General features: G+C 61.0%; 22 protein-coding genes and 5 pseudogenes. 16 read left to right on the top strand and 11 right to left on the bottom strand.

The features are described 5' to 3' along the window. Positions 1 to 27 precede the first annotated feature (27 nt). On the top strand, positions 28 to 948 hold the full coding sequence (locus tag ACFOJE_RS13800; protein WP_377814961.1) for a TIGR01777 family oxidoreductase: 921 nt from the start codon (positions 28 to 30) through the stop codon (positions 946 to 948). A 13-nt stretch (positions 949 to 961) separates the two neighbouring features. Next, a complete protein-coding gene (gene hemH / locus ACFOJE_RS13795) occupies positions 962 to 1987 on the top strand; it encodes a ferrochelatase (protein ID WP_377814960.1) in 1026 nt (341 codons plus the stop codon). 337 nt (positions 1988 to 2324) lie between these two features. Here hemH and ACFOJE_RS13790 read toward each other — a convergent pair. Together ACFOJE_RS13790 and ACFOJE_RS13785 are read right to left on the bottom strand one after the other, a co-directional pair. Beyond that, a pseudogene (locus tag ACFOJE_RS13790) lies at positions 2325 to 3785 on the bottom strand (ELM1/GtrOC1 family putative glycosyltransferase); the annotation flags it as partial. Between the two features lie 671 nt (positions 3786 to 4456). After that, a complete protein-coding gene (locus tag ACFOJE_RS13785; protein WP_377814959.1) occupies positions 4457 to 4909 on the bottom strand; it encodes a PAS domain-containing protein in 453 nt (150 codons plus the stop codon). A 166-nt stretch (positions 4910 to 5075) separates the two neighbouring features. Here ACFOJE_RS13785 and ACFOJE_RS13780 point away from each other — a divergent pair, with 166 nt between their 5' ends. Next, on the top strand, positions 5076 to 6026 hold the full coding sequence (locus tag ACFOJE_RS13780; protein WP_377814957.1) for a MerR family transcriptional regulator: 951 nt from the start codon (positions 5076 to 5078) through the stop codon (positions 6024 to 6026). Positions 6027 to 6160: 134 nt separating this feature from the next. Here ACFOJE_RS13780 and ACFOJE_RS13775 read toward each other — a convergent pair whose 3' ends face one another. From ACFOJE_RS13775 to ACFOJE_RS13765, 3 genes are read right to left on the bottom strand one after another with little or no spacing between them, the layout of a single operon-like run. Further along, entirely contained in the window at positions 6161 to 6820 is a 660-nt protein-coding gene (locus ACFOJE_RS13775) for a DUF799 domain-containing protein (protein WP_377814956.1), read from the bottom strand. After that, entirely contained in the window at positions 6817 to 7179 is a 363-nt protein-coding gene (locus ACFOJE_RS13770) for a DUF4810 domain-containing protein (protein ID WP_377815058.1), read from the bottom strand. The genes ACFOJE_RS13775 and ACFOJE_RS13770 overlap by 4 nt, the downstream gene beginning before the upstream one ends. 39 nt (positions 7180 to 7218) lie before the next feature. Further along, on the bottom strand, positions 7219 to 7866 hold the full coding sequence (locus ACFOJE_RS13765; protein ID WP_377814954.1) for a CsgG/HfaB family protein: 648 nt from the start codon (positions 7864 to 7866) through the stop codon (positions 7219 to 7221). 470 nt (positions 7867 to 8336) lie between these two features. Between ACFOJE_RS13765 and ACFOJE_RS13760 the strand changes: the two genes are divergently transcribed. The 4 genes and pseudogenes from ACFOJE_RS13760 to ACFOJE_RS13745 form a co-directional block, all read left to right on the top strand. Then, entirely contained in the window at positions 8337 to 8846 is a 510-nt protein-coding gene (locus ACFOJE_RS13760; RefSeq protein ID WP_377814953.1) for a hypothetical protein, read from the top strand. Positions 8847 to 8854: 8 nt separating this feature from the next. Next, on the top strand, positions 8855 to 9403 hold the full coding sequence (locus ACFOJE_RS13755) for a DUF5384 family protein (RefSeq protein WP_377814952.1): 549 nt from the start codon (positions 8855 to 8857) through the stop codon (positions 9401 to 9403). A gap of 62 nt (positions 9404 to 9465) precedes the next feature. Next, positions 9466 to 9792 carry a hypothetical protein gene (locus ACFOJE_RS13750; RefSeq protein ID WP_377814951.1) on the top strand — a complete coding sequence of 109 codons (327 nt, stop codon included), beginning with the start codon at positions 9466 to 9468 and terminating at the stop codon, positions 9790 to 9792. Between the two features lie 489 nt (positions 9793 to 10281). Then, positions 10282 to 10443 (top strand): annotated as a pseudogene (locus tag ACFOJE_RS13745) (SbcC/MukB-like Walker B domain-containing protein); the annotation flags it as partial. On the opposite strand, the pseudogene ACFOJE_RS13740 reads toward ACFOJE_RS13745, so the two are convergent. Continuing rightward, positions 10441 to 10572, bottom strand: a pseudogene (locus ACFOJE_RS13740) (IS5/IS1182 family transposase); the annotation flags it as partial. The pseudogenes ACFOJE_RS13745 and ACFOJE_RS13740 overlap by 3 nt on opposite strands. Positions 10573 to 10752: 180 nt before the next feature. On the opposite strand from ACFOJE_RS13740, the gene ACFOJE_RS13735 reads away from it, so the two are divergent. From ACFOJE_RS13735 to ACFOJE_RS13725, 3 genes and pseudogenes are all read left to right on the top strand, one after another. Beyond that, positions 10753 to 13560, top strand: coding sequence for an ATP-dependent DNA helicase (locus tag ACFOJE_RS13735; RefSeq protein ID WP_377814950.1), 2808 nt, complete (start codon positions 10753 to 10755; stop codon positions 13558 to 13560). Further along, positions 13557 to 15461, top strand: coding sequence for a type IV pilus biogenesis/stability protein PilW (locus tag ACFOJE_RS13730; RefSeq protein WP_377814949.1), 1905 nt, complete (start codon positions 13557 to 13559; stop codon positions 15459 to 15461). Before ACFOJE_RS13735 ends, ACFOJE_RS13730 begins: the two co-directional genes overlap by 4 nt. Before the next feature lie 135 nt (positions 15462 to 15596). Further along, a pseudogene (locus ACFOJE_RS13725) lies at positions 15597 to 15752 on the top strand (IS3 family transposase); the annotation flags it as partial. Between the two features lie 28 nt (positions 15753 to 15780). On the opposite strand, the pseudogene ACFOJE_RS13720 reads toward ACFOJE_RS13725, so the two are convergent. Then, positions 15781 to 16880: pseudogene (locus tag ACFOJE_RS13720) on the bottom strand (IS3 family transposase). On the opposite strand from ACFOJE_RS13720, the gene ACFOJE_RS13715 reads away from it, so the two are divergent. From ACFOJE_RS13715 to ACFOJE_RS13700, 3 genes are all read left to right on the top strand, one after another. Next, positions 16836 to 17186 carry an antitoxin Xre/MbcA/ParS toxin-binding domain-containing protein gene (locus ACFOJE_RS13715; RefSeq protein WP_377815056.1) on the top strand — a complete coding sequence of 117 codons (351 nt, stop codon included), beginning with the start codon at positions 16836 to 16838 and terminating at the stop codon, positions 17184 to 17186. The pseudogene ACFOJE_RS13720 and the gene ACFOJE_RS13715 overlap by 45 nt on opposite strands. 237 nt (positions 17187 to 17423) lie before the next feature. Continuing rightward, complete coding sequence (locus tag ACFOJE_RS13705) at positions 17424 to 17603, top strand: hypothetical protein (RefSeq protein WP_377814948.1); 180 nt, start codon at positions 17424 to 17426, stop codon at positions 17601 to 17603. A 140-nt stretch (positions 17604 to 17743) separates the two neighbouring features. Beyond that, positions 17744 to 17941, top strand: coding sequence for a hypothetical protein (locus ACFOJE_RS13700; protein WP_377814947.1), 198 nt, complete (start codon positions 17744 to 17746; stop codon positions 17939 to 17941). Between the two features lie 255 nt (positions 17942 to 18196). Here ACFOJE_RS13700 and ACFOJE_RS13695 read toward each other — a convergent pair whose 3' ends face one another. The 3 genes from ACFOJE_RS13695 to ACFOJE_RS13685 form a co-directional block, all read right to left on the bottom strand. Beyond that, a complete protein-coding gene (locus ACFOJE_RS13695; protein ID WP_377814946.1) occupies positions 18197 to 18595 on the bottom strand; it encodes a hypothetical protein in 399 nt (132 codons plus the stop codon). A gap of 580 nt (positions 18596 to 19175) precedes the next feature. Then, positions 19176 to 20564 carry a hypothetical protein gene (locus ACFOJE_RS13690; protein WP_377814945.1) on the bottom strand — a complete coding sequence of 463 codons (1389 nt, stop codon included), beginning with the start codon at positions 20562 to 20564 and terminating at the stop codon, positions 19176 to 19178. A 27-nt stretch (positions 20565 to 20591) separates the two neighbouring features. Further along, the gene (locus ACFOJE_RS13685; RefSeq protein WP_377814944.1) at positions 20592 to 22466 is read right to left on the bottom strand and encodes an inositol monophosphatase family protein; all 1875 of its coding nucleotides are present in this window, start codon (positions 22464 to 22466) and stop codon (positions 20592 to 20594) included. 213 nt (positions 22467 to 22679) lie between these two features. On the opposite strand from ACFOJE_RS13685, the gene ACFOJE_RS13680 reads away from it, so the two are divergent. The 3 genes from ACFOJE_RS13680 to ACFOJE_RS13670 all read left to right on the top strand — a co-directional run bounded on the left by ACFOJE_RS13680 (position 22680) and on the right by ACFOJE_RS13670 (position 24821). Beyond that, positions 22680 to 23669: a helix-turn-helix transcriptional regulator gene (locus ACFOJE_RS13680; protein ID WP_377815055.1), complete on the top strand. Its 990-nt coding sequence runs from the start codon at positions 22680 to 22682 to the stop codon at positions 23667 to 23669. Between the two features lie 65 nt (positions 23670 to 23734). Further along, complete coding sequence (locus ACFOJE_RS13675; RefSeq protein WP_377814943.1) at positions 23735 to 23899, top strand: hypothetical protein; 165 nt, start codon at positions 23735 to 23737, stop codon at positions 23897 to 23899. Positions 23900 to 23903: 4 nt separating this feature from the next. Then, a complete protein-coding gene (locus tag ACFOJE_RS13670) occupies positions 23904 to 24821 on the top strand; it encodes a hypothetical protein (protein ID WP_377814942.1) in 918 nt (305 codons plus the stop codon). 99 nt (positions 24822 to 24920) lie between these two features. Here ACFOJE_RS13670 and ACFOJE_RS13665 read toward each other — a convergent pair whose 3' ends face one another. Beyond that, a complete protein-coding gene (locus ACFOJE_RS13665; RefSeq protein WP_377814941.1) occupies positions 24921 to 26114 on the bottom strand; it encodes an AAA family ATPase in 1194 nt (397 codons plus the stop codon). Positions 26115 to 26501 lie beyond the last annotated feature (387 nt).

The raw sequence follows: 26501 nt of genomic DNA, 5'->3' as shown, positions 1-26501 counted from the left end.
GCGCAAACGGCATGCAAGGAGCTCACCATGCACATATTGCTGACCGGCGGCACCGGCCTGATCGGCCGGGCCCTGTGCCGCCACTGGCAGGCCGGGGGCCATCGACTCTCGGTCTGGAGCCGCTCGCCGCAGCAGGTGGCCACACTGTGCGGGCCGCAGGTGCGCGGTATCGGCGAATTGCACGAGCTGGACGGCGAGCCGCTGGATGCGGTGGTCAACCTGGCCGGCGCCCCCATCGCCGACCGGCCCTGGACCCGGGCCCGCCGCGAGCTGCTGTGGGACAGTCGGGTGCGGCTCACCGAGCGCCTGATCCACTGGCTGGCGCGGCGCGAACAGCGCCCGTCGCTGCTGCTGTCCGGCTCGGCGGTGGGCTGGTACGGCAATGGCGGCGACCGCGAGCTGACCGAGGACTGCCCGCCCGCCGCCGAGGACTTCGCCAGCCGGCTGTGCGGTGCCTGGGAGGATGCCGCGCGCCAGGCCGAGGCGCTGGGCATGCGCGTGGCGTTGCTGCGCACCGGCCTGGTGCTGGCCCGCGACGGCGGCCTGCTGTCCCGTCTGCTGCCGCTGTTCCGCCTCGGCCTCGGCGGGCGCCAGGGCAGCGGCCGGCAGTGGATGCCCTGGATCCACCTGGACGATCAGGTCGCCCTGATCGACCATCTGCTGCAGCGGCCGCAGGCGAGCGGGCCGTACAACGCCTGTGCGCCGGAGCCGGTGCGCAATGCCGAGTTCGTTCGGGCGCTGGGTCGCTGCCTGCATCGACCGGCCTTCCTGGCGGTGCCGGCGGTGGCCCTGCGGCTGGGCCTGGGCGAGCTCTCCGGGTTGCTGCTCGGCGGCCAGCGCGCCTTGCCGGCGCGTCTGCTGGCGGACGGCTTCGATTTCCGCTTTTCCGATCCGGAGGCGGCGCTGGCGGATCTTCTGTCGGCGCGACCGGCTCCGGCGAACTCCTGAACAGGAACAGTGCATGACCGACAAGGCGTTGTTGTTAGTGAACCTGGGCTCACCGGCCTCCACCGAAGTGGCCGATGTGCGGCGCTATCTCGACCAGTTTCTGATGGATCCCTACGTGATCGACCTGCCCTGGCCGCTGCGCCGCCTGCTGGTCTCGCTGATCCTGCGGCGCCGGCCGGCGCAGTCCGCCCACGCCTACGCTTCGATCTGGTGGCCGGAGGGTTCGCCGCTGGTGGAGATCAGCCGCCGCCTGCACCGGGCGGTGATTCCCCACTGGCCGCACGGCCCAGTGGAGCTGGCCATGCGCTATGGCGAGCCGTCCATCGAGGGCGCCCTGTTGCGCCTGGCCGGGCAGGGCATCTCCCACGTCGTCCTGGCGCCGCTCTATCCGCAGTTCGCCGACAGCACCCTGACCACGGTGGTGGAAGAAGCCCGCCGGGTCATCCGCCAGCAAGAGCTGGACCTCGAGCTTTCGGTCCTGCCGCCGTTCTACGACCAGCCCGAGTACCTGGATGCGCTGCTGGCCAGGGCCCGGCCCTACCTGGAGCAGGGTTTCGACCACCTGCTGCTGAGCTTCCACGGCCTGCCCGAGCGCCATCTGCACAAGCGCGACGCCAGCGGCGCGCACTGCCTGAAGGGCGCCGAGTGCTGCCGGCGGGCCGAGGGCTCGGTGCTGGAGGGCTGCTACCGTGCCCAGTGCCTGCGCACCGCGCACGGCTTCGCCGAGCGCGCCGGCCTGGGGCCGCAGCGGTGGTCGCTGTCGTTCCAGTCGCGCCTGGGACGGGCCAAGTGGATCGAGCCTTACACCGAGGCGCGGCTGGACGAACTGGCCGCCGAGGGGGTGAAGAAGCTGCTGGTGATGTGTCCGGCGTTCGTCGCCGACTGCCTGGAAACCCTGGAGGAGATCGGCCAGCGCGGGCGCGAGCAGTTCCTCGCCGCCGGCGGCGAGGAGTTCGTCCTGATTCCCTGCCTGAACGACGATCCGGCCTGGGCGCAGGCGCTGGTCCAGCTCTGCCAGCGGGCACCGGTGGAGCTCTAGGGAGCACCCGCGCCTTCGTCGGCCGCCGCGGAAGCGCCGGCATCCGGCGCCGTGCGCCGCTTCGCCGATATGGCCGGGGCCGGGCTCGCCTCGACTTCCATGACCTCGCGGATCGCCCGCAGGGCGCGCTCCCGGGCGCCGGCGAGCAGCGCCGCTCGCCGTTGTACAGGCCGATCTCGATCGCCTTGTCGCGCAGCCGGCCGAAGACGGTCTGCTGCAACGGCGTGCCGCGCATGCTCGCCTTCCGGCCGATGGCCGCGACCCGGCGCTCGACGCCGTGGCGCAGCCGGGCCAGCGGGCTCCGCCGTGCCGGCAGGGGGAACAGGGTCACCGGCCGGCCGGTCATGCAGGCCTCGGTCAGCATGGAGACGCTCTCGGCGGTCACGATGAAGGCATCGCCCAGTGCCAGTAGCGCCGGGTAGGGGTTGTCGCCGCCGCAGCCGTAGCGATAGCACCATCTGGGTACGTCGATCGCCCCCAGCAGCGCGTCGGCGGCCTTGCCGCCGGTGCGCGGGCTGGTGCTGATCAGCAGCGAGCCGCCCAGGGGGCGGACCGCCGCGCTGGCGGCGCGACCCAGGGCGGCGGCGGTATCGGTGTCGAACCGGTAGGGTTTGCTGTCGCCGCCCACCAGCAGCACGATCCAGGGCCGCGGCAGATAGGCCAGGCGCTGTCGCCAGGTCTCCAGCTGCGCGCCGTCGGGCGTGCGGACGACGGCGAAGGGCGCGGGCAGGTCGACGACGTTTTCCCGCAGCGGCAGGTCGTACTGCGGCGTGGTGATCACCCGGTCGAAACGGGACAGCGGGGCGAACGGTCGCCCCAGCACCACCAGGCGGGGGCGACGGCCCGCGCGCCACCTGATCGCCCGGGCGACCAGCGACGGCAGCCAGCCGACGCTGAGCAGCAGGTCCGGCCAGCCCTCGGGCGGCTTGTGCAGGCAGCGGCGCAGCCGCTTCGTCTCGTGGGGCCAGCCCAGGGCGGTGGTCACTTCGCGCAGTTGCGCGTTGTCGCCGGGATGGACTCCCCGCAGCGCCCAGACCCGCGGCGGCGTGATGCGCCGAGCCGGATCGGCCCGGTAGCGGTGCAGCCGTCCCGCCCGGTCCAGGCAGTCCAGCTGCCAGCCGTGCTCGGGATAACGCCGGGCCACCCGGAGCAGCAGCGCCCGCCAGGCCTCCGGGCTGCCGACCGGCGAGCCCTCGGCGCCGCTCGACACTCGGATCAGGACCCCGTGGCGGGCGAGCCGGAACAGCCGGTCGAGGAGCCAGGGAATGTCCTCCGTGGGCAGCCGCTCCAGGCCGGTGGCGGCGACCGCATCCTGCCGCGGCAGGTCGTCGCGGCGCAGCGCCTGCCACGGCCAGCGGGCGACGCCGGGCGTCGCGCGCCAGGGACCGACCAGCGTCAGCCGGCTGGCATTGAGCTCCAGCGCCTGCCGGCAGGTTTCGTCGGCCAGCAGCGCCGGGCCGTCGTCGGTCGCCCCGCGGCAGGCGGCGGCGAAACCGGGGCTGGGCCGGTCGGCGGTGAAGACCTCGTATCCCTCGGCATCGGCCGCCTGTTCGAGACCGTGGAAATACTCGGCGTAGGGGTGGATGTGATACGAGTAGCGGTCGGGGGTGGGGCGCCACGGCTGCAGGTGCAGGGTCGTGTAATGCAGCAGCCGGGACTGCCCGTGGCGGTATTCCAGGTCCCGGGCATGCCAGACGGGATCGAGCGCTCCCCAGCGGCTCGGCTCGGCGGCGGCCTCGGCGCACAGGGCCTTCTTGCCCCGGTGGCAGGCCTTGGCGTAGGTCCAGCAGCGTGCCATGCGCTGGCAGTCGATCAGCATCACCGCCGTATCCTGGGGCAGCAGCGCCAGGTAGCCGTGCCCGTCCATGGACTGGTCGAACAGGACGGCGGGATCGCCCAGGTAGATCTGGTCCACGTCGTTGTAAATGGCCCGTCCCCGGCGTCCGGCCAGATCCGGAATGGCGAAGCGGTAGTTGGTGAAGCCGGTGCGCCAGCCGCGCCGGTTGAAGCCCGGCAGATCGACCATGCGATAGATCTCGTAGCGCCGGTCCGGATCGCGCACCTGCAGCAGGGAATAGAAGAAGACCCGCTCGGCCCGGTACTGCTCCGCCTGGGTGCCGAGATAGATGCGCACGGCCGGTGCCTGCGGCGCTCCGGGGCGGGCCTCCAGCACGACGGGCGTCACGTGCGGTACCGGCACGTCCTGGTCGGGGCCGCCGGGCAGTCGAGATGGAGCGGAGGGCCGGCCGACCGGCACGTGCCTGAACCAAGCCATGCTTTTCCCTGGTGGGCGATGCATGGGAAGTTGCCGCCTCGCCAGGGCATCGGTCGAGGCGCGCGGCGAATCCCGAGAGCGCCTGAATCTGTATCGACAGATTAGACGTCGACCCGCATCGGGGAGCGCGCACGGGGAAGGCCGGTCGTCGGATACCGCCGAGCCGTTCTGCCCGCTGTGGGCTCGTCGGTGCCTCAGTCCTTGGTTTCCAGGGCCGCCAGCCGGGCCTTCAGCTCACGCACCTCGGCCTCCAGCTCGCGGACCCGCGCCTTGGCTTCCACCTCGGCGGTGACGTCCTTCTGGATGCCGATGAAATAGGTGAGCTGGTCGCCCTCGTTGAACACCGGGGTGATCGACAGCTCGTTCCAGAAGGTGCTGCCGTCCTTGCGGTAGTTGCGGATGACCTGCCGGCACGGTCGCCTGTTCCTGAGCGCCTCGCGGATGACCCGGCGGGCCAACTGGTCGCGCTCGTCCGCCTGCAGGAAGCGGCAGTCCTGGTAGAGGATCTCGTCGACCGGGTAACCGGTCAGCCGCTCGAAGGCCGGGTTGGCGTAGATCAGGATGTTGTCCTCGCCTTCCGACTCGGCAACGGTGATGCCGTCGTTGGAGGCGTCGACGACCAGTTGCAACAGCTTGGCATTGATCATTGTGCTTGTTCTCCGTGCCTGTCGCGGCATTCTAGATCAACTCGCGCGGCCCGTGCCCCTGTCCGCGGATCCTTCGCCGGCCGGCGGGGAGGGGACCTGGCACCCCGTGCCGGAGCCGACACTGGAGTACAATGCCGGCGTCCTTTCGATCCGAGCTGCCAGCACCATGACCAAACTTCCCGGTGCTTCGCCCCTGGCCCCGGACCTGCCGGCCCAGGAGGAGCTGTTCCCCATTCGCGAAGTCGTGCGTCTGACCGGTGTCAATCCGGTCACCCTGCGCGCCTGGGAGCGCCGCTACGGACTGATCCAGCCGGTGCGCACCGAGGGCGGGCACCGGCTCTATTCCCAGGCGGACATCGAGGCGATCCGCAGCATCCTGGCCTGGACCGAGCGCGGCGTGGCGGTGAGCAAGGTCGGCAGCCTCCTGGCGCGCAGCGCCGAGGGCAAGGCCGCCGCGGCCCCGGCGGACGCAGCGGAGGCGGGCGGAGACCTGGGCGAGTGGCAGACCCGGCTGCGCGAAGCCGTCGGCCATTTCGACGAGGGCCGGCTGGAGCGGATCTACGGCCAGGTGTTCTCGACCTATCCGCTGTCCACGGTCTTTCAGGACATCCTCCTGCCGGTGTGGCAGGAGCTGCAGCGGCAGAAAGGCTTCGGTCATGCCAGCCGGTGGCTGTTCCTCGACGCCTTCCTCCGCGCCCGGGTGCTGCAGCGTCTGCAACTGGCCCGCGGGGCCGCCGACGAATGCGTGCTGCTGGCGGCCATTCCCGACCATTGCCACGAGCTGGAACTGCTGGTCGCCGGCCTCCTGTTGGGCAGCGACAGCGGCGCGGTACGCACGCTCGCCATTGGCCAGCCTCTGGAGGAGCTCGGCCTGGTCTGCCAGGAAGTGCGCCCGCAGGCCCTGGTGCTCTATTCCAAGCGCCCGCCGAGCGCCCTCCTGCTACGGCAGCTGGACAAGCTGGCCCTGACCCTCGACTGCCCCCTGGCCCTGGCCGGGGAGGCTTCGGAGCTGGCCGAAGGCGACCTGAAAGGCTCGCCCATCGCCTGCCTGGGCAGCTCCGGCCGGCTCATGGCGCGACGTCTGGCGCAGTTCCTGGCGGGACATCTGGATACCTGAAGCGCGTCGAGGCCGGCGAACGGAAGCGTGTGGCCGACGGGGGCCGCCGGCTGAGAGGGGGCGAGGCGGGTCGGTCCGGGGACTCCCTTTCCCCATCGATGCCGTGCGCAGCCGGCGCCGCGCACGGCGGGACATCAGTCCGTGCCGTACTTCGGCGAGCGCGGCCCGTACAGCAGTCCCGAGTTCCGGCCCGCGGACAGCAGCCGCTGCCCGGCGATGCCGGCGACCGGATAGGCCGCATCGTCCTGCACGCTGCTGACGATCTGATGAACCGCGGCGGAGATCAGCATGCCGATCAGGCCGCCTGCATTGACGTTGCCTTCTTCGCTGGAGGCGCTCGCACTGCCTGTCCACAGGGTGGCACCGCTCTTCAGATCGACCAGCTTGGCGCCGGCGGTGACCACCGTGGCGCTGCTGAGCACCATGTAGCTGGTGCCGTATTTCGAGACCGTCACGTACAGCGCGGCGTCGGCGCCGAAGATTTCCCGCAGCTTCTGCGGCGACACCTGGTGGATGTCCCCCGGCGTGGTCAGGCCGTTCAGGCGGAAGGTCTCGTCCATCAGCGCCACCGGCACCACGTAGTAGCCGGCCTCGGCCAGCGGGTAGGTCACCTGCGACAGCATGCCGTAGGTGGCCTTCACATCGGGCGACTCGTTCAGCGGGGGCAGCACGACGATGGTGCGCGGACGACTCTGCTTGAAGGCCGAGTAGTCGACCGTCTTGGTCTGGGCGCAACCGGCGGCGAGCGTCGCGATCAGCAGCCCGGCGCACAGCCTGAGTAGACGCATCATCATTGCTTGCCTTCCTTCTTCGCGTTCTTCAGCAGAAAGTCCATATAGGTGGCCGACTCGGGGAACAGCGCCTTTTCCGTCTGGAATTGCTGCACCATCTGGTCATCCCTGCCCAGGCTCGAATAGAGCAGCCCCAACTGCGCGTGATAACCTGGAGGAACCGCGCCATTGGCAGCCTTGATCTTCTGCAGATCGCGCTCTAGCTCCTCGATCTGCGCTTCCTTCGGCGATTCGCCCTTGAAGTACTCGTAGACCTGGGACTGATAGCTTTCCCATTGGTAGAGCGTCTTGTGCGAGGAGCACCCGGCCAGCGCCGCGACGCAGGCGATCGTCCCCGCGGCCGCCAGCCAGCGCCGCGGCATCAGTGCAGTAGCCATGTTTCGTACACTCCCTGTTTCCGGTCAGTTCTGCAGCTTCCAGGCTCCCGAGTCGATCGCCGCGACCAGCTTGTTCACGGCTTCGCGCACGGCCAGGTCGAGCACCTTGCCATTGAGGGTGGAGTCGTAACTGGCCGTCCCCCCGAAGCCGATGATCTCGCGGTTGGACAGGGCGTACTCGCCTGCGCCCTGGCTGGAGAAGACCACTTCCGAAGTCGAGATGTTGACGATATTCAGCGCGACCTTGGCATAGGCCACCTGCGATTTGCCCCGGCCGAGCAGGCCGAAGAGCTGGTGATCGCCCACCTCCTTGCGACCGAATTCGGTGACGTCGCCGGTCACCACGAAATCGGCGCCCTTCAGGCGCAGGGTCTGGCCCTTGATCGAAGCTTCCTGCTGGATTTCGCTCATGTTGTCGCGATCCAGCACGTTGAAGCGGTTGGTCTGTTGCAGATGGGTGATCAGGATGGTCTTGGCCTGGCCGCCCAGGCGGTCGACTCCGTCGGAGAAGATGCCGCGCATATAGCTGGAGCGGTTGTCGAACTTGCCCACCGCGATCGGCGTGCGCACCCCGGAATAGGGACGACTGACGCTCTCGACCTGCGGCACGTACAAGGCCCTGGAGCTTTCCGTCGCGCAACCGGCAGTCAGCAGCACGGCTGCGGACGCCATTCCCAACAACAATCCCTGTGACACCTTTCTCACTCGGCACTCTCCTCAAAAAAACGGTGGCTGGTGGTTTCCGGCATCGAGCGATGCCGACGACGCCCGCGACTGATTTCAATCACGGCAAGTATTGCGAAACCAAAATAGCATAATGCCATCATTCGAACTGTGATCCTTGCCGGCAACCGGGCACGAGACCCGGCGCCGGCAAGACGTCGAGAAGCATGGGCGCGGGGGCAAGGATCGGGCTTTCTTGGCGATTGTCGCGGTTGGAGAGCGGATGGGCGTGAGGGGGCCATCCGAATCAGGCGTCGGCGCCCCGGGCGGATGGCGTTCGCCGGGCGAGACGGCACCGGCTTTTTCGCAGCAGGGCGTGGATTAGGTTGGGTGGGCTGTTATAATATCAATTTGATATCATATTTTTACTTTAAAAATCAAGTAGTTAGTTCTATTTATCGCAGTTGGGGGAAGAAAGAATGTTCAAGAAAGGAATGGTATTGCTGGCATTGAGCGCAGCGATTTCCGGTTGCCAGACGAGCGGCGAGGAATATCAGGCGAACGTTTTCGACAGCAGCCAGGTGAACCTGCAGCAAGAAGCGAAGACCGTCAAAATCATTACGGTCTCGGAAACGAAAATTAAGGTCAGCAACCAGAAGAACAAGAACACCGCGATGATGGTCGGCGGTCTGCTGGGCGCCGCGGGCGGTGCGGCACTCGGCGCAACCCGGAACACCGGCACGGCTGTAGCGGCCGGTGTGGGCGGCGGTGCGGCGGGAGCGCTCGCGGGCTCTCTGGTGAATGACACGAGCTTGGTGCCAGGCGTACTGATCGGCTATTCGGAAGACGGAAAGATCTATACGTCCGCGCAGGTAGGCCGGGTGTGCGAATTCACTCCGGGTGAGATCTCGCTGATGGTCAAGACCACCGAAAACGAGACTCGCATCCAGCCGAATGCGAAATGCCCCGCGTCGGCCAAGAAGGGTTGAGTCATAACATGCGTCGAATAGTTTTGGCTTCGACCCTCGCTCTTGTCGCCGGTCACGGCATTGCCGGTCCTTTCGATCAGATCCATAGCGTCGAGATGGATAACAAGAGAGCGGAGGCTGCGGCTCAGGCCGAAAGGCAAAGACAGGCCGACGCGGCCCGTGCTCAGCAGGATGCTCGCGAAGAAAAGCTTCGCCGGGAAAGACTGGCGGCCGAGCAGAAGGCCAGGCAAGTGCAAAAGGCCAGGCAAGAAGAGCAACAGCGGCTTCGCCTGGAGCAGGCGGGGGAAGAAAAGCGCCTCCGTGCACGAGACGAGCAATACGAAGATACCCAGCGCGAACTGCAGCTCGAAGAAGCGAAACTCAGACTTCAGATGCTGAAGGCCAAAGCGGCCCGCTCGAACGAGTATATCGACGCGGAACTGCGGGAAAGCGCGGCGCACACCGATGTCATCCAATCGGGGGCCGATGCCACTCGCAATGTTTCTTCCGGGGCCAAGTCTCTGCTTGAGGACTCGGGAGAGGCCGAAGTCAATCGCTCGAAGAAGCTCTTCGAATAAGCCGACACGAGCCGGCCCCGGTGCATGCGCCGGGGCCGTTTGTTTATTGAGGGAAAGTCGTTATGAACCGCTATTGGTTTATCGCTATGGCCGGTCTTGCTCTGGCCGGGTGCGGCGAAAAGGAAGAGAAGTTTCCGGCCGTCGATCTGCGCGGCCGCTTGGTCGTCGACTCGGCCATCACTGAGCAGCGTCAGGCGCAAGGTATCCAGGGTGAATACTATCAGCGCATCCTGACGGTGAACGGCGCGGATATGACGTTCAATGAGTTTCTATCCAAATATTGTCCCGACCCGAATACGAGAAACGAAACGTGCCAGAAGGCATTTCGGATCAAGAAGATCGACGATGTCGGCGGGGCCACGAAATTCCTGCCGGTCGGGCTGCAGTGATTCCTGAGTCGCCACTTGATGGGCTCTTCCGCGTGGTCAAGTGGCAGCTCGTGAGTTTACGGTAGTGAACGATTCGCAGATCTGAGTCTGCAGATCAAACGATGGGCGGTGAATATTCTTCGGCTCGAGCTTTCCGTCGCATATGAACATGCGCCAGGCAAAGACGACCGGAAACAAAAAAGCCCGCACAGGGCGGGCTTTTCAGGGTGTTTCGGAGACTGTTAGAGACAGCTAGAAACAGGTATGTGGCGCATCCGGCGGGATTCGAACCCACGACCCCCCTTCGGAGGCCAATGCGGTACAGGGATCGTGGCTGACCGAAAATGGCTTTAAATGGCTCTAGACTGCGCGGCGCGGGGAGTTGAGCCATTTGTTCTGTTAGCAGTTTACAGCACCTACTGACACTCAAGGTTGGCTATCTCGGGCACAAAAGACGAAATCAGCGAAGTCGATTTTGATCCCTAGCTAGATGAGCGGGCTACGGGCTGGTCGAGGGTGACCACTACAAAGGCGCTTCTGGATCCGCGCTTCCGCTTGGAGTTCGCGGTCTCGGTGATCGATCGTGAGAGCAAAGATGTCATCGAAACCCGAACAGGCTCCCAGGGCGGTAGCGGTGGCGAGAAGGAGATCATCGCTTCCTATGTTCTGACAACCGACGCGCATGCGGTAGAGCATGCCCTCGACGGTCAGGCGCAGGTCGGGCTTGTGGTAGATGGCGTGCTGGAGGAGAATTTTTTCCAGCTTCGACCAGAGCTCGTCGCTGAGCGTCAGTCGGGGCATTGCAAACTCGCATGATCTTCGGTGTGGAAACCTTGATTCTGCGGGTTTGCTCTCCCTCCTTCTGCCTCTCGTGCAAAGCGTCAACAGACCCTAGGGCGCATGCGGCATCCTGTAGCGCGTCGGGATGCTAAGGGAAACGATTGATCGTAAGGCAGTCGCCCGGTCGTGTAAGGAAAATGAATGGTTTCGGATAACTTTGTGCTGCTGAAGTCTCGCTGGCCTGAGCTGTATCAGCATGCCTCGCTTGCAGAGCGCTATGTGTTTGCCGACCCGCACACCGCCGCCATCAAACTCCGTTGCTTTGCAGAGGTGCTGGTTGGCGTGCTCTACCGAGATTTACGCCTGCCCTTTGAGCCGAGCGATGGGTTCTTCGAGAAGCTCAAATACCCAGCCTTTGAAGAGGTGGTAGGCGACATCGTGCTGCAGAAGCTGCACGCGCTGCGAATGATCGGTAATAAAGCCGCCCATGGCGGTTTTATCGACGCCAGCGTCTCGCTTGCCCTGATTGGGGATGCGTATCTGATCGGCCAGTGGTTCTACAAGACCTACAGCGGTGAGTCTGTCGACAGCTATCCGCCGTTCACGGCGCCTGTCGAAGTCTCGGAGCAGGGCAGTCCTGCAGAAGACCGTGCCGAGCAGTTGGCCTTGGCGAAAGACGAGTTGAGCCGCCTGGAAGCTGCAGAGAAAGCGGCTCAAGCGGGAGCCGCGTCAATCACCCCAGTACCAGATCAGGCCAGGCTCGATGATTTCAAATGCGCCTCGGCTCAGGCCCGGGACACTATCGATTTCAACGCCACGAACACGCGTCGGTATCTCACCATTCACGACGCATTTGCCGGCTATACGTTGACCAACGGGCAGGCTGAGCTGGTCAATCAGATCGAGCGCTTCCTCGCCAGCAAGACGGAGAGCGTGTTCCTCCTCAAAGGCTATGCGGGCACTGGCAAAACCTTCATCACCAAGGGGCTGACCGAGTATTTCCGGGCGATTGGCCGCAACTATGTACTCGCCGCACCCACCGGCAAGGCGTCGAAGGTGATTGCCAGCAAAACCCAATCACCTGCTTACACACTGCATAAGACCATCTATTCGTTCGACGATATTGCCGAGTATCGCGACGAGGACACCGACGGCACCGAGACCTTCAAGTTTTACGCGCAACTGGCGGTCAACAGCCTTTCGGCCGATACGGTGTACATCGTCGATGAGGCGTCGATGGTGGCCGATATCTACCAGGAAGCTGAGTTTTTCCGCTTCGGCACGGGTTACCTGCTGGCCGATTTTCTCAAGTTTGTGAATCTGGACCATAACGATCACAGCAAGAAAGTGATTTTCATCGGCGACGACGCACAGCTTCCACCGGTGGGCATGAATTTTTCACCTGCTTTAGACGCGGATTATCTGTTTCGCCATCACCACGCGCGTGCCACCGGGTACGAGTTGTCGGAGGTGGTGCGACAGAAATCGGCAAGCGGAGTCATCGCCAACGCACTGCCGCTGCGTCTTTCCTTAGAAGCCAAGGTGTTCAATCGCCTGACAATGGATTTCGACTATCCAGATGTTGAGAAGGTGGAACATCAGGCGCTATTGCAGCGTTACCTCGAGTCCTGCGGCGGCAAGATCAATGGGGAATCCATCGTCATCGCCCATTCAAACTCTGACGTAGGCGACTACAACCGGAAAATTCGCGAGCACTTTTTCCCCGGCTGCGAGGAAGTGATGCCGGGGGACAAGGTGATGGCTGTCACCAATAGCGATGCCTACGGGATGTTCATCTCCAACGGCGATTTCGGCGTGATACGTCGAGTGCTCGGGGCCGCCGAAAAGCGGGCCGTTACCTTGAAAAGGAAAAATCCCGACTCCGGCTCGCTAGAGGAAATACCCGTTTCTCTTCTGTTCAAGGATGTGGTTGTCGGCTTCAGGGATCTTGATGGCAGCCCCCGGTTTTTCCCGGCCAAGATCATCGAGGATCTGCTGTATAGCAAGGAGCCGGCGCTCTCCTCAGACGAGCATAAGGCTCTCTACATCGACTTCTGCATCCGCAACCCGGACTTGAAAAGGAAGAGTACGGAGTTCAAGCACGCCTTGAAGGCGGATCCGTATTTCAACGCCTTGAGGCTCAAATTCGGCTACGCCATTACCTGTCACAAGGCCCAGGGCAGTGAATGGAACAACGTGTTTGTGAAATGCAAAAGCCACCAAAGCCAGCTGACGGCCGACTATTTTCGCTGGCTCTACACGGCGATCACGCGAACTGCGCGCTGCCTGTATCTGCTCGACCCGCCGAACATCCAGCCATGGAGCGGCATCGAAATGGTTTCGAACCCCGCTCTGGCGATGCTCAGCGCAGAAAAGTCACAAGAAGCCGCCGCCCCCGTTGCCCCGTCGCCTATTGCTGCGGCTGTCTCTCCGGGGGAGTCCGAAACCTTTGGCATCCCCGCTGGTGCGACGTTACTGCTCTCGTTGCTGGCCGAAGTGCGTAAGTTAATTGATGGCCGTGGCGTGACCATCGAGGACGTCTTTCACCACCAATACCAAGAAGTTTACCACTTCAAGCGCGAAGCGGAGTCTGCCCGTATAGATGTCACCTATAACGGCAGGAACAAGGTTACCGGAGTGGCAGCCCCCTACCTCTCGGATCTGGGTGTCGAGCTGACTTCACTGCTTTCTGCTCTCAAGGGGCTGCCGCTTGTAGCGGGCGGTGCATCCACCGTCGCGGGTGCGCACTTCGCCAAGCAGTTCCTCAACGACTTTCACGAGAAGGTTCTCAAACTGTGTGACGCAAGAGGTATCACTGTTCAGAGAGTCGTCGAACAGCAATGGTGCCAGCGCTACAGCTTTTCCAGGGACAGCGAGGTTGCCGTTTACGATGTCTGGTACAACGGCAGGGACCAATTCACGAGGTGCCAGCCGGTGATAACCGCATGCTCTCCCGGCGCATTGGCAGGAGAAATTGGCCAGCTCCTTACAGAAGGAATGAAGGAGTGATTACCAGCAAGGAGGTATTCGCCAAGCGCAAAGAAGGAGCCATCGACGAGGCCTACAAGATGGCTCTTGAACTGATGGCATCCCCGCAGGTTGATGCCTGGGATCGAAAAGCATTCGGCTGGTGCTTGATCGACCTCATCAAGCGCGACGTCAAGAATGGCAGTACGGAGAACCTGCCCCATTACCGCAGGCAATTGGAAAGTATCGAGTTCGATCCATCTGACGATGTCCTCACCAAGGGCATTTGCAATGCGTTATCGCTCTGCAACCCATTCGGCCAGAAGATCAGTGAAGCGAAGGCGCTGAGCAAGAATGGCCGGCATGCAGAAGCCATAGCCATTTACCGCAAGGTCTGGGCGAATGGTGACGCCGATCAGGAAATCCAGACCAGCTTCGGATGGGAACTGTACAAGCACGCCAAGGAGCTGATGGCTGGCGAAAACTTTAACCTTGGAGCGGTCAAACGCAATTTAAGCGACTACCTAAAACTTGACCTCGACAAGCCGTCTATTCTCCACTCCTGCGTACTTCAGTTGGCCGCAAAACTGGCCGGCCAGGACAAACTCAGCATGCTGGCGTTTTCCCGTCAGTGGAATTTCAAGTACCTGCGTCCTGAGGATTTCGAGCGCTACCGCGCTGAGGATGGAAAGGAATATCCGTCATTGGCTGAGAAGGCCATCCTGCACGCGGGCAAGGAAGCCGCCTCCTCTGAGAAGGCTGAAGAACAGGCGTACATGCTGCTGTTCATCGATCTGGCCATCGAACGTTTCCCTGACAATGTGTTCCTCAAACTGAACAAGGCGAAAGTGCTTCTCTCACTGGGCCGGCACGAGGAGGCATTGGCCTTTGGAATTGCAGTCACCAAGGCGAAGTCAAATGACTATTGGGCTTGGGGGTTGCTTGGTGAAATTGTTTCTCAGAGGGATCGGGACGCCGCGTTAGGCTGCTATTGCAAGGCACTGACCTGCCCGGCTGAAGATAAATTCACGGGGAAAATCAGGTTAAAAGTCGCCCAGCGCATGCTGGAAGTTAATGACTATGCCGCAGCCAAGCATGAAATAGAGGCCATTCTTCAATCTAAGGAGCATGAGGGGAAAAAAATCCCCGTGTCCATCGCAGAGATTGCCTCGCAGTCGTGGTTTTCCAATACGCAGGCTAAGGCATCCAACCGGGATTACTATCGAACTAATGCGAAAGCAGCTGAGGTGCTGCTTTTTAATGATTTGCCTTGGATTGATGCCAATGTTGGCGACACATTTATTGTCCCCGGCAAGGATGGCAAAAAGGATAAGACGAAACGTAAAGTGTTCTTAAAAACGTCGTCTATACCCACTGAAATATCCATTCCAGAGTCAAAGCTAGGTCGTATGAAACTGACTCCGGGCGATGCAGTAAGGGTCAAGGGCGAGTTTGATGAAGATCAACGATTCAATTTCTTCGTGCTAGAAAGCCGGCACACCGAAACGCCGTGGGACGTTTTTTCCGAAAAAATAGGCGTTGTAAACAACGTTAATGAGGGGAAACAAGTCATTCGCTACATTGTCGACCGAGAGGTTAATGGCGAAATCCCCATGTCAGCACTGCCTGGAGCTTTTGCAGAGGGCGACGCAATCGAGGTAAGGCTTGCTCGTTACGTTTCAAAGCGTGGCCCCATGTACCGAGTTCTGCTCGCTCGGGCGACCGATAAAAAGCCAAGCGAGCTCTTAAAAAAGACCTTTTCAGAACAGGTGCGTGTATCTAACGGTATGGGCTTTACGCCAAACGAAATATTTCTCCCCCCTCAGTTATTGGCAAAGCACCAGATTGAAGATGATCAGAAAGTATCCGGCACCGCCGTACTGACCTACAACATGAAGCGCTCTTGTTGGGGTTGGAAAGCAGTATCAATTGATCAGAGGTGACCGAAGCCGCTCTCGGAGGCATAGAGGAGCGTTTCTCGCCGATGCCCGGCGGTTCTAAATAGATGTAGAGGACGGACTTGTGGCATGAACAGCCCCGCCTTTCCCGGAGGCTCCAACCTTTGAGAGGATGGAGCCATGAAGAAATCCAGCAAGTACTCCCCGGAAGTCCGCGAGCGCGCCGTACGCATGGTTCGCGAGCATCAGGACGAGCATGAATCACAGTGGGCAGCCATCTGCTCCATCGCCGGCAAGATCGGCTGTACGCCTGAAACACTGCGGCTCTGGGTGAGGTGTCCTGTCAATGACGGACAGCCCCGTCTCAAGCGGCCGCTGCCGAATCCTGATACCTGTTGGCGAATTCAGCAGGGGCCAAATAGCCAAGCCGCGAGTGGCGACGTTGGCGGTTATAAAAGATCTCGATGTACTCCCTAATGGCGGCTTCGGCTTCGGCCTCGGTTCGGGTGGCAAAGCGGCGGTGGTATACCAATTCGTTCTTCAGGCATCCCCAGAAGCTCTCGATCGGTGCGTTGTCGAAGCAGTTTCCCTTGCGTGACATCGACGTGACCATGCCGAACTGCTCCTGTAGGCCACGACAGATTTTGGCGCAATACTGGCTTCCACGATCGGTATGGTGGACAAGCCCCGGTGAAGGGCGCTTGTGCTGAACGGCCCGAAACAGTGCCCGGCTCACCAGTTCGGTGGTCATGCGATCTGCCATCGCATAGCCGACGATTTCACAGGTGAATACGTCCTTCAGGCCAGCCAGGTACAGCCACCCCTCATCGGTAGGGATGTAGGTGATATCGCCCGCCCAGACCTCATTGGGGCGGGTTGGCTCGAATACCTGGCCCAGCACGTTCTTTGCCACCGGTAGCGAATGCGCCGAATGAGTGGTCGCCTTGAATCTGCGCTTTTGTCGGCATCACAGGCCAAGCTCACGGCGCAGACGGGCGATACGGTCACGTCCGGCAACAAAGCCGTCTTTCGCCAGCTCCGGTTGCAGGCGGCGTACTCCGTAGGTCTCACGTGTCCGAGTATGGGCTACTCGAATCGCCACCTTCAGTCGCTCGTTCTCCTGCGCTCGTGCTGAGGCAGGGCGACCACGCCAGCCGTAGAAACCCGCGCGGGATACCTTCAGCACTCGACAGGTTACGGCTACCGGGAATGTGTGCCGATGCTCTTCTATCCACTCGTACCGGGCAGTGATTCCCGAGCAAAGTACGCCGCAGCCTTTTTTACAATATCGCGCTCCATGCGAGCCTCGGTCAACTCCTTGCGCAATCAGGCGTTCTCGGCCTCTAGCTCGGCCAGTGTGCGCGCCCCTGGGGCAGGCTTTACGTCCCCCGGCCTGGCGGCCTCCCCTTGGCTCAGTCCCTGCTCGAAGACCAGCTTCACGGCTTCAGCGAAGTCAAACTCCATTTAACGAGCTATCCTTCTGATCTATATTCGACGAAGAAGATCATGAGCCGCATCATGGGCAAGTCCATCAGGAATATTCAGCGCCAAAGCATTAAGCAGCCAGCACACCTCAATCCCCAACAGAGTGCTATGACCCTCCAGCACGCGATCAATGTGTTCGGCACTCAGACGCTGGCCGAAGAATGGCTTGGCCGTCCCTGCAAATATTTGGACGGCGATGTGCCGCTGGACGTTATCGATAACCCCGCGGGGTTTCAGGCCATCGAGGATTATCTCGAGCGCATCGAGTACGGGGTCTATCAGTAAACCGGTTGCAGTGGTCTGGCTCATGGCACCTCGACCGCGAAGTCTACAAGGACACTTTAGACAGCGTCATGGGCACCTACAAGCTGGGTGGTCGCTGGAACCCAGGCGCTTCTGCACATTGCTGACTGTCATCGGTGCAGATTGTGCCCAACCCTCAATCGTCGGCAAGTAGGCTGACAGCTTGCTGGGAGCGCCTTTTCGATGCGGGTCTTTGTCCAGCCACGACTGACGAAGCTCATGAACCGTTTTTCTGCAGATACCCTGTTCCTCGACCACTGTTCTGGCGGGCACACCGCGAGACAGCAGCAGGGTTTTCGCACGATCATAGCGGCGCCAATCAGCGCCCTTGTGGACGATTTCTTGCCGTTGACTGAGGATTTCATCCTCAGTCAACGGCAAGAGTTTGTGCTCATCTGAGGTTGGGTTTCTATCGGGATTCCATGTGAGGCAAGATGGTAACCTGATTTCCTGTTGGACGCTTAGAGGCTAACACGGTCGATACAACTTGCTGACACTCCAATTTTCTACGATGCTGGGGCGAGGATGAGGAGTCAGACATGACCATTGACGCGAAGAGTGCATCTGCAAATATCCACGAAGTCGCCATCGAAAAGTTACGCCGACTGCAGCAATCACCACGTTACCGCAGCTTTTACAGCCTGGAGGCAATCGATGCGTTCGCCAAAGTAGAGTCGTCTGTCTTCGCAGGCGGGTCGTTACCTCACGAAAACTGCAGAGAAACTCCGGATAATTGACATTGGGATAATCTGCATTCCTCAAACTTCTTACTGTAAATTGAGGTGACTTGGCGCCTACCTTTGTCTGCGAATGGCAAGTATATTTTTATGCGGAAAATTACCACCTTGAACCACGCAGATAAAAATGACTTTGCCAAGCGAACGCAGCCGTAGTTTCATACAGACAGCGGAGCTCTCAGGAAATTTCGCAAAAACCTCGCTAATTGTCTGATGCAAATTACGCAGCACCTCAGGCACCATATAAGACCATCTCTAGAGACTATCCTTCATTTTTTCGTAACTCAGAATATAGCAGGCAAATCGTGGATCTAGAGGTTTTCCTTTTTCATCCTCCCAGCGCTGAACATAGGCCTTCAAACTTTCTTCGTCAAAGTCCAAACGCAGTCGGCCGAGAACTCCGCCGCTAATGATGTGGGAGTCTTCATGAGGAGCAAGAGGCTCTATTTCCATATTCGGTAAGTTTTCTTCCAACCATGCCAGCAACTCTGCACGACCTGGCGGATCGTTCGGGTTTGGGTGTCGGCCACTCTCAATATGTCCCAGCGGATTGAGTGGAAATATTTCTCCGCTCACGCTAGCAAACTCGATAAAGTAGAGGTCCTTGGGATCCTCTCGCATAATTTCTTCGGGGGTTCGAACTAAGATTGGCATAGAAAAATCTTTTTAAGAGAGTCCTGAGTTAGATCTTGTTGTGAGCGATTCTTGTGGCGTGCGATTATAATTTTGGGGCTATTCCATATCCTTGGAAAGGCAGGCATGTCAAGAGGGTAGGCTCTTCCGTATTTTTTGTTTGAGCTCGCCTTGAGTTTTCTTGCTTTTCAATGCCCGTTTTCTATTCTTATTCGATAGCAGTCTTCTCTAGGCGGCCATCATTTTTTCTTTCGTATAGAAAAACTCCGTCTGCCCAGTCAAAGATATTGGCTCGGCAATACAATAGGCCATTCATGTACGTAATTTCCCCCTTGAAATCCAAGCTGTTGGGGCACTTAAGTGTGCTGTTTATTGCGCTTTTCTATTGCGGATTAATATTAGAGGCTTCTGCCATTAGCCTTGTCGCATCCCTCAATGCTGGCGAGGAAACATTGTTATTGTAAAACCCAGTCCTGAATTTTCCCGCCCTCACGGACACTCAGTTAAAACCACACTTTACTCAAGATCTTGCGCAAAGTGGTCGAGCATTTTTGAGCAATTGCTACATTGCAACTCCCTAATATTCGCTTGGAGGTGGGAGTCAGTCCTCGTCCGCCAGTGCCAGGAACTCGCCCAGTATGGAGCTGATGTTCACCTGATCTTGGGGCTGGTTCAGACCGAGCAGATGCGTGTTCAAGGTCCAGTGCATACCCTTGGCTGGGGCGGGGTTGAACGGGATGATGATGTCCAGTTCCTCTAGTACCGCAGCCAGCTTGCTGGTCTCCGGTGGGTTCCTGTCGGTAGCTTGGAAATAGGCTGTTCCCATTCCCATAGGGGCGGTGCCGTTGCGTACCTTGGTCGCGCTGTTGGCCAGCGGGAACGGGTTATAGCCGAAGTGATTCCACAAGCTGTTGAGCATGGCGTTGATGTCACCGATGTCGAAGGCCTTGTCATTGTCGATCTCAATGCCGTTGGCTGTGATCCGGTAGTGGAAGGACACGCGTTTACCCAGGGTATAGCAGTCGTACCAGACGGGGCCGGGCTCCTCCGTCACAGGAGACACTGCGGTTGTCGGTTGGTTGGGGACGGCTGGGCTTGGACTGGCGGCTGTGCTGGAGGTGGAGCCACCGGCCAAGTCGTAGCCGATCATGAACAGGGCTGCCTCGAGGGCACGCAGTTGCTCGGTCTGCGATCCAACCTGCTTGAACTGGCTGGTTTGCGCGTTGGGGGAGGTCAGAGCGGCCTCCAGCAGCCAGCTGGCTTTCAAGTTCCATTCTGCGTGCAGCGGGCCGGCTTTCAGGGCGGGGAAGACGAGCGCCGCCACGCTCGGATTGCGCTGCTTGGGATTGGGATGACCCGGAGCGGTTTTCGCCGGCGCCCAAGGGAAGCGCAACTCCATCGGAATCTGGGGTAGCTCCATGGCCTGACAGAACTTGACCACGATCCACCCCAGCGCTGCCGCAACGCGACTGTCGTAGATGGCCAAGCTATCGCAGATCAGGGAGTACACTTTGGTCATGCCCGCATTGAAGCGCAGGTCCGAGTCCCTCAGCCGCGGATGCCCTGTGTCATTTGCATTCAGCGCATCGCGGATATCGATGAGCAGGTTTGCCAGATCGAGCTCGTTCGCATTCAGCCAGCGGGCATTGCCGGCGCGCACTCCGCCCCAGGTCATCACGTCCATTGCTGCGGTGCAGGCGGCCGCATCATTGGGGGGCGGGTAAAGCGCCTGCTGGAGGTTCTGGCGCAACGCGTTCAGGGTGGCAGCATTGGCGGCGAAGGTCGAACCCTTGGGCCGCGACAGGCGCGGCAGCTCCGAATGAGGCCAGTGGTACTGGACATAGGCGTCATGGAGGCTACTGCAGCTCCAGGTATTGCCGGTCCTGCGGTTGGTGTAGCTGTGGGCGAGGGTGCCGTTGTCCAGGTTGGCGCTCAGCCAATCGATGAATTGCATGACGACTGGGGTCTGGAGGTAGACGTTTTTTTTCACTTGTAGCTTCCTTGTGAGTGCGGGCTCTCAGAAGTGATCAGGGTTGAGGGGCGGGGTCTGCGTAGTCTCGCGAGCAGCGAAATCACCGGTACCCAGCAGTGCCTTGCTCAGCAGGGTGATATCGCAGGGCCAGAAGAGGTGGGGGCGGCTCCTCGCTGTGGCTTGAGGGCGGCAGGCGGCGATCGACAGACTCCAGGCAGCCGGCATACGGGATATGCCCTCGACCGCGCCAACCAGCGCCCCCGCGATGCAGGCGTTGGTGTCGGTATCGCCCCCGCGCAATACGGTATCCATGATCGCTTCCTCGACGCCTCTCTCCTGCATCAGCTGGTAGAAGGCATTCTGCAACGCAATCAGCACCCAGCCCATCTGCACCTGGAACTCCTGTACCGGCTCGCCTGCGGCAGCAGCCTCCAGACTCTGCCGTACTGATGAGGTTTCTTCGTCGTTCGCCACTACGCCAAGAGCGGACTCCAACATGGCGGTACGGCTACCACCGGCCACCCCGACTGAGATGGCAGCCGCCATCGCAGCGTTGGCTTCCTGGCAGACGCGATGGGGGTGGGTGAGCGATGCATCGTGCCGAGCCCATTCGGCGGCCAGTTTCGGTCGCCCATGCGCGGCAATGCCGATCGGCGCGACCCGCATCAGCGCGCCGTTGGCCTGACTGCTGGGGCTGGCTGCGGTGCGGCAGGCTTCGGCGATCGACAGGAACGGGTAGCGCAGAGGACCTATCAGGGCCTGGCGGGTGGTGTTGCCGACATCGAAAGGGCCGGAATTCAGCCAATGGACATAGGCGCGAGCAGCGCCATCAGGCGAATAGCCACTGTGCTCGACCAGACTGCGGGCCAGTGCCAGGGCCAGTTCCCCATCATCCGTGGGCTGGCCGGCGAGAATGTTCCAGACGCCGCCATCCTCCATCCGCAGCGGTTGTTCCTGGCCGCGCTGGGCAATGCTGGCCGCATCCATGAACTCCACCTGGGCACCGAGGTTGTCGCCGGCGATCAGCCCGGCCAGGCAGCCCGCTGCACGGCCCATCAACTCGGCTGGCGGGAAGTTCGGCGACGTTTCGCCCACACGTTCGCATTCAGCAGGTGCCTTCAGTGCCTTCCCCCACAAGCGTGTAGCAAGCGCCTCACAGGCTCTGGGCGCGCCTCCGAAGCAGCGTAACGACACCAACTCCATCGAGTGATGGTAACTGATCGGCTTGCCATCCTGGCGCAACAGGACACCACCGGCACCGCGTAGCAGGGCATGGCCGGCGGCGACGTCATGGGCCGACAGGCTGACCAGCGACACGCCGCAGACACCGTCACCGGCGGCGGCTCTCGCCAGCCGATAGGCGATGCTGGACTGGGCGATGAAGCGCGCCGGGTGACAAAGTTCGCTGTTGATCGCTGGCTTTTTCATCGCTGCAGCGCTCAGCCAGACGATGCTCTTCTCATCCAGATCGCCCACACTCAGGTCGACCTGCAGCGGCTCGCCATTCCGCAGCAGATGAGGCAAGCCTTCCGCCCAGGCGATGCAGTCCTTACCCCGGTCCGGGCTGATCGGGGCATGCACCACGCCGAGCACCGGAACCTGGTTGTGCAGTAGGGCAATGGAGATCGAGCTGCCGGGCAGGCCGCGCAGGAAGTCGGAGGTCCCGTCATGCGGGTCGACGACCCAGCAGTAGGGATGGCCCGTCAGCCGGCTACCGGTTTCCTCCCCCCAGAAGTCCACGTCCAGCAGGGCAAGCAGCTCCTTGCGCAGCCGGACTTCGATCTCGTGATCGATGTCGGCCTTGTCTCCAGCCCCTCGAGGGCCTCCCTCGCGCTGCCACTCCTGAATCAGCAATTCGCCCATCGCCTCGGCCAGCGAGATGACGTCAGGCAGTATTTCGGTCAGCGGGGTAGTGCTCATGGCGCTCTTGTCTCCGGTCTTCTGGCAAAGATTGTGGCTCTCCGTGCGCATGGACGGCGAATTGGAGCGCTGCAATCATTGGCCTGGGCGTTGCCGATGGGGCGGAGTTCAATGCCGATTTGGACTCCGGCCTATAGCTAATTGATATCAGTTGGGCATTATCTCCATACTGACGACACATTATGTCGTCCGTTAGGGAGAACCCCGGTGAACATGCGCAAGCGTGGAGAACTTCTGCTGAGACTACTGCCGCTCAAGTCGCAGGCGATGGATACCGCGACTCTCCACGAGCGCCTGAAGGAGCAGGGGGTAACGGTAAGCCCGCGAACGATCCAGCGGGACCTGGACCGCCTGGCCAAGGACTACCCCCACATTCATCGCGAGGACACCGGGAGCGGCTATCGCTGGTGGGCCGACCGGGCGCTGTCGCGCCTGAGCTTGCTACCCACCGATGCGATGAACCTGACCATGATCATGGATCATGCTGCCCGTTTCGGCATGCAGGCGCAGGTCGAGAACCTGGCGGCACTACGGGATTACGCCAGGGCGATTCTGAAGGACGCTCGCCCGGCGGAGGACTGGGCGAAGAAGGTCGTCAGCACCACTCGCTTCATCACGCTGCGCCCCAGCAGGATCGATCCCGCGATCCTCAGCATCTTGCAGCATGCCCTGCTGGACGACTATGCGGTGGAGGCGATGTATCTCAAGCGTGGAGCGCAGGAGCCCAAGACCTACCGGCTCAAGCCGTTGGGGCTGTCCTACCAGGACTCCAACATCTATCTGTCCTGCGTTTTCCAGGGGCACAAGCCGGGCGATCCACCGCGGGCGCTGCCGTTGCACCGCTTCGTTTCGGTTCGGACCATTCGCGAGGACATCCCCGCGCCCGAGGGTTTCGACATCAACTCAGTCGAGGCGCGCCGCAGCTTGGTCGACCTCAAATCCGATGTTCCGGTCGGACTGCACCTGCGCCTGGGCAAGGAAATGTACGAACGTCTGGTGGAAAATCCCCTCACCGAGGACCAGGAACTGCTACCCGAGTCCGATGGCCGCTGGCTCATGACCGGTACCTTGCACCTGAGCCAGGGGCTGAAGCTCTGGCTGCTCAGCCAGGGCGACATGCTGGAGGTAGTGGCGCCCATTGCCTTGCGAGAGGAGATCGCGGCGACGGTGGCGCGCATGGCGGCGCTCTACCAGGGCACCTGATCCGTGCGACAAAAGCTGTCGTGGGTTGCCCGGATACTGTCTCCACGGTTCAGAGGAGACCTGTCATGAAGACCTATTCTGCTTTCCTGCAACGCATCAAGCCGAGTGCCGGTCAGAAGGCCAATTTCACCGTCACTGTCCAGGCCGTCAGTTCGGAGATGGCACGGGTGACGGCCGAAGCTCAGTACCCCGGGTACAAGTGCGCGAGCGCGCCGGTTCAGGTGCGCTGAGCGGATGGGCTCGGATCTGTTTGGCTCACTGTCCGGCGCGTTGGAGACCCCTAGGGTGCCGATTTTGCATTTCGCCCTTTGGGTCGAAGAGGGGGAGCGGGTCCACTGGTGGCGACAGCGTCTGCATCCGGCAGTGACTGCGACGCAGGAGCAAGGCATTCATACGTCGATTCGAATGGAGATTCGGTCCTGGGACGAGGTGCTGCCCGAAGGCCTTCACGAGGTCCACGTGATCGGCTCTAGAGCCCTACCGACCGAGGTGTTTGAAAGCCTGGGTCGACATGCCGGGTTGCTGAGTCTGCACTGCGTCGGTGATGCAGAGACGGTTGGGGCGGACTCCTACTCTTGGGCGGACGAGGAAGCCCTGGCCACCTACCTCGAAACGCTGTTCGCCAATCTGAATGGGTTGGCCCTGATCGGGATATCCTGGGAAGACTACTGCCTGCATCGCCAGCAGGCGGGCCGGCGCCTCGGTCGATATGCCAGGGGGGGCGACTGGCAATCGCTGCTGCCGGTCCTGCTGGCTTCGCCGGAACAGGCTCGGCAGGCAACCTCTGTCATTCTTTTTTTGCGCAGTGGCCGGAATTGCACGCTGGGCGACTACGTGGAGGTCGTCGAGTGGCTGGAAAGCAGGCTTCCCGCAAGCTGCCTGACTACTGTCTCTGTTCTGTCCGGTGCAGAGAGGGGATGTTCCGCGGTGCTGCTACTAACGGTGCCTGAAGCTGCTGCCGATGTTGACGACACAGATGATGACCTTGAGTACAGTCCCGAATTTGCAGAGATGATTCTGGAGGCCGCTGCTGGTGAGTTTGAAGAGGTAGATGTGGATGACTTCCTCGCCATGATCGCCAATGACCTGGCTCGTTTGAGGGAAGAAGAAGGCGATCAGGATCGCGATGCAGAACAGGACAGCGTTACATGACCCTTACGTTCTTCTTGCCCGGGAAGTTACTGATGTTTAGCCGGTCAGCTACTTCTGTGTCTGGTATTTTTCCCGGCAGTGCTATGGCCTTGCTGGTCCTTACACGGTGTTCCAATCGTTGCCAGGCATGATCCGATGCATGAACTCGTCGAATAGCGGCACGGTAAACGCGGTATCGCCGTGACTAGGGCTCCAGACCATCCCCTTGTTGATCAGCGCATTCCTGATTGGCGCCAGACCGGAAACAGGCCGCCGTAAACGCTCTGCTATATCGCCTGAGCGGTGCGGCCCTGGTCCAAGCTCTGCCATAGCGCGGAGGTACTTCTTTTCGGTTGGGGTCAGCCGGTCGAAACGAACTCGAAAGAAGCTTTCATCCAGCGCGGCAACAGCTTCGATGGATGCCGTTTCCACGTCGACGATAGTGATAGGGCTCGCTGCTGCTACATCCCAAGCGTGTTTGCCCCATTCCTGTAGGAAGTAGGGGTAACCATGAGTCTTCTCCAATATGAGATCAATTGCACCGGGCTGGTAAGCCACGCCTTCTTCAAGCGCTGGCTTCTCAATGGCTTGGTATGCTGCCGGGCCAGCAAGTGGGCCGATTTCTGGGAAGTCAAACAGACGTTCTGCGTAAGACTTCGCGTTACCGCAGCGGCCACGCAATTGCGGCAGGCCAGCACCGACCAGCGTGATTGGCAACTGTGCTTGCGAGCAGCGGTGCAGCGCGGAAATCAAGGCAGCGAGCTGTTCCTCTGGAACGTATTGAAGCTCGTCAATGAACATCACGACTGCTGTGCCCGCCCCTTGCGCGGCCTTTCCGGTCTGTTCGAGAAGCGCTGCAAGGTCGCCTTCTAAATCACCGTTATCGGCGAGTCCTGGCTCTGGATCGAAATCAAAACCCACCTCAATGTCATTGAACTTGACTTTCAAGCCTTTGGCGAAGCCCGTCAGTGCCCGCAGCCCACGCTGGGCAATGTCCTTAGCCGATTCCACGCGACTCAGACGCAGCAGGGCAAGGCGCAGCTGTGGTGCAATGAGAGCGGGAAGGGATCGGTTCTCGGGGGCTTCAATCCGAATGGTTTGAGCTCCAGAGGCTTCCGCTTCTAATCGCATCTTATCGAGTAGCACGGTCTTGCCTACACCGCGCAGGCCTACTATCAACACACTCTTGGCCGCTCGGCCTGTCTTGATCCGGGCAATGGCAATGCGTACTTGCTCGCGTATCGCATCCCGGCCAGCAAGCTCAGGCGGCGGAGAACCGGCGCCAGGGGTGTAAGGATTCAGAATTGGGTCCATGGCTGATACCTAAATTAGCAATATTATCTTAAATAGATAACTTGGCTAATATTGCTACAAATCGCAAGAAAAGCTGCTGTTTTGAGGCGTGAAAACCAAATCCATAGCCCCTGGCCCTTGGCTCTGTTGGCGTAAGCCCTGCGCTAAAATTTGGCTTTGCCATGACCGGCAGCTCGGCTTCCGAGGAGGCATTGGAGCGCTCGCGGGGCGGCTTTGGCTACAAGATCCACGCACAGACCGATGCGTTGGGCCTGCCGATCCGCTTCACTTTGACGGGAAGCCAGGTGGTCGATAGTTCCCAGGCGGTCTCGCTTCTGGAGGGGGATCAGTACGCTGCCGCTGCGGGCCGACAAGGGCTATCACGCCAACAAACTTTTGGCCTGGGGG

The organism is Azotobacter bryophylli (assembly GCF_042643485.1).
GTDB lineage: Bacteria > Pseudomonadota > Gammaproteobacteria > Pseudomonadales > Pseudomonadaceae > Azotobacter > Azotobacter bryophylli.
This window is presented reverse-complemented; position numbering and strand designations above follow the sequence as displayed.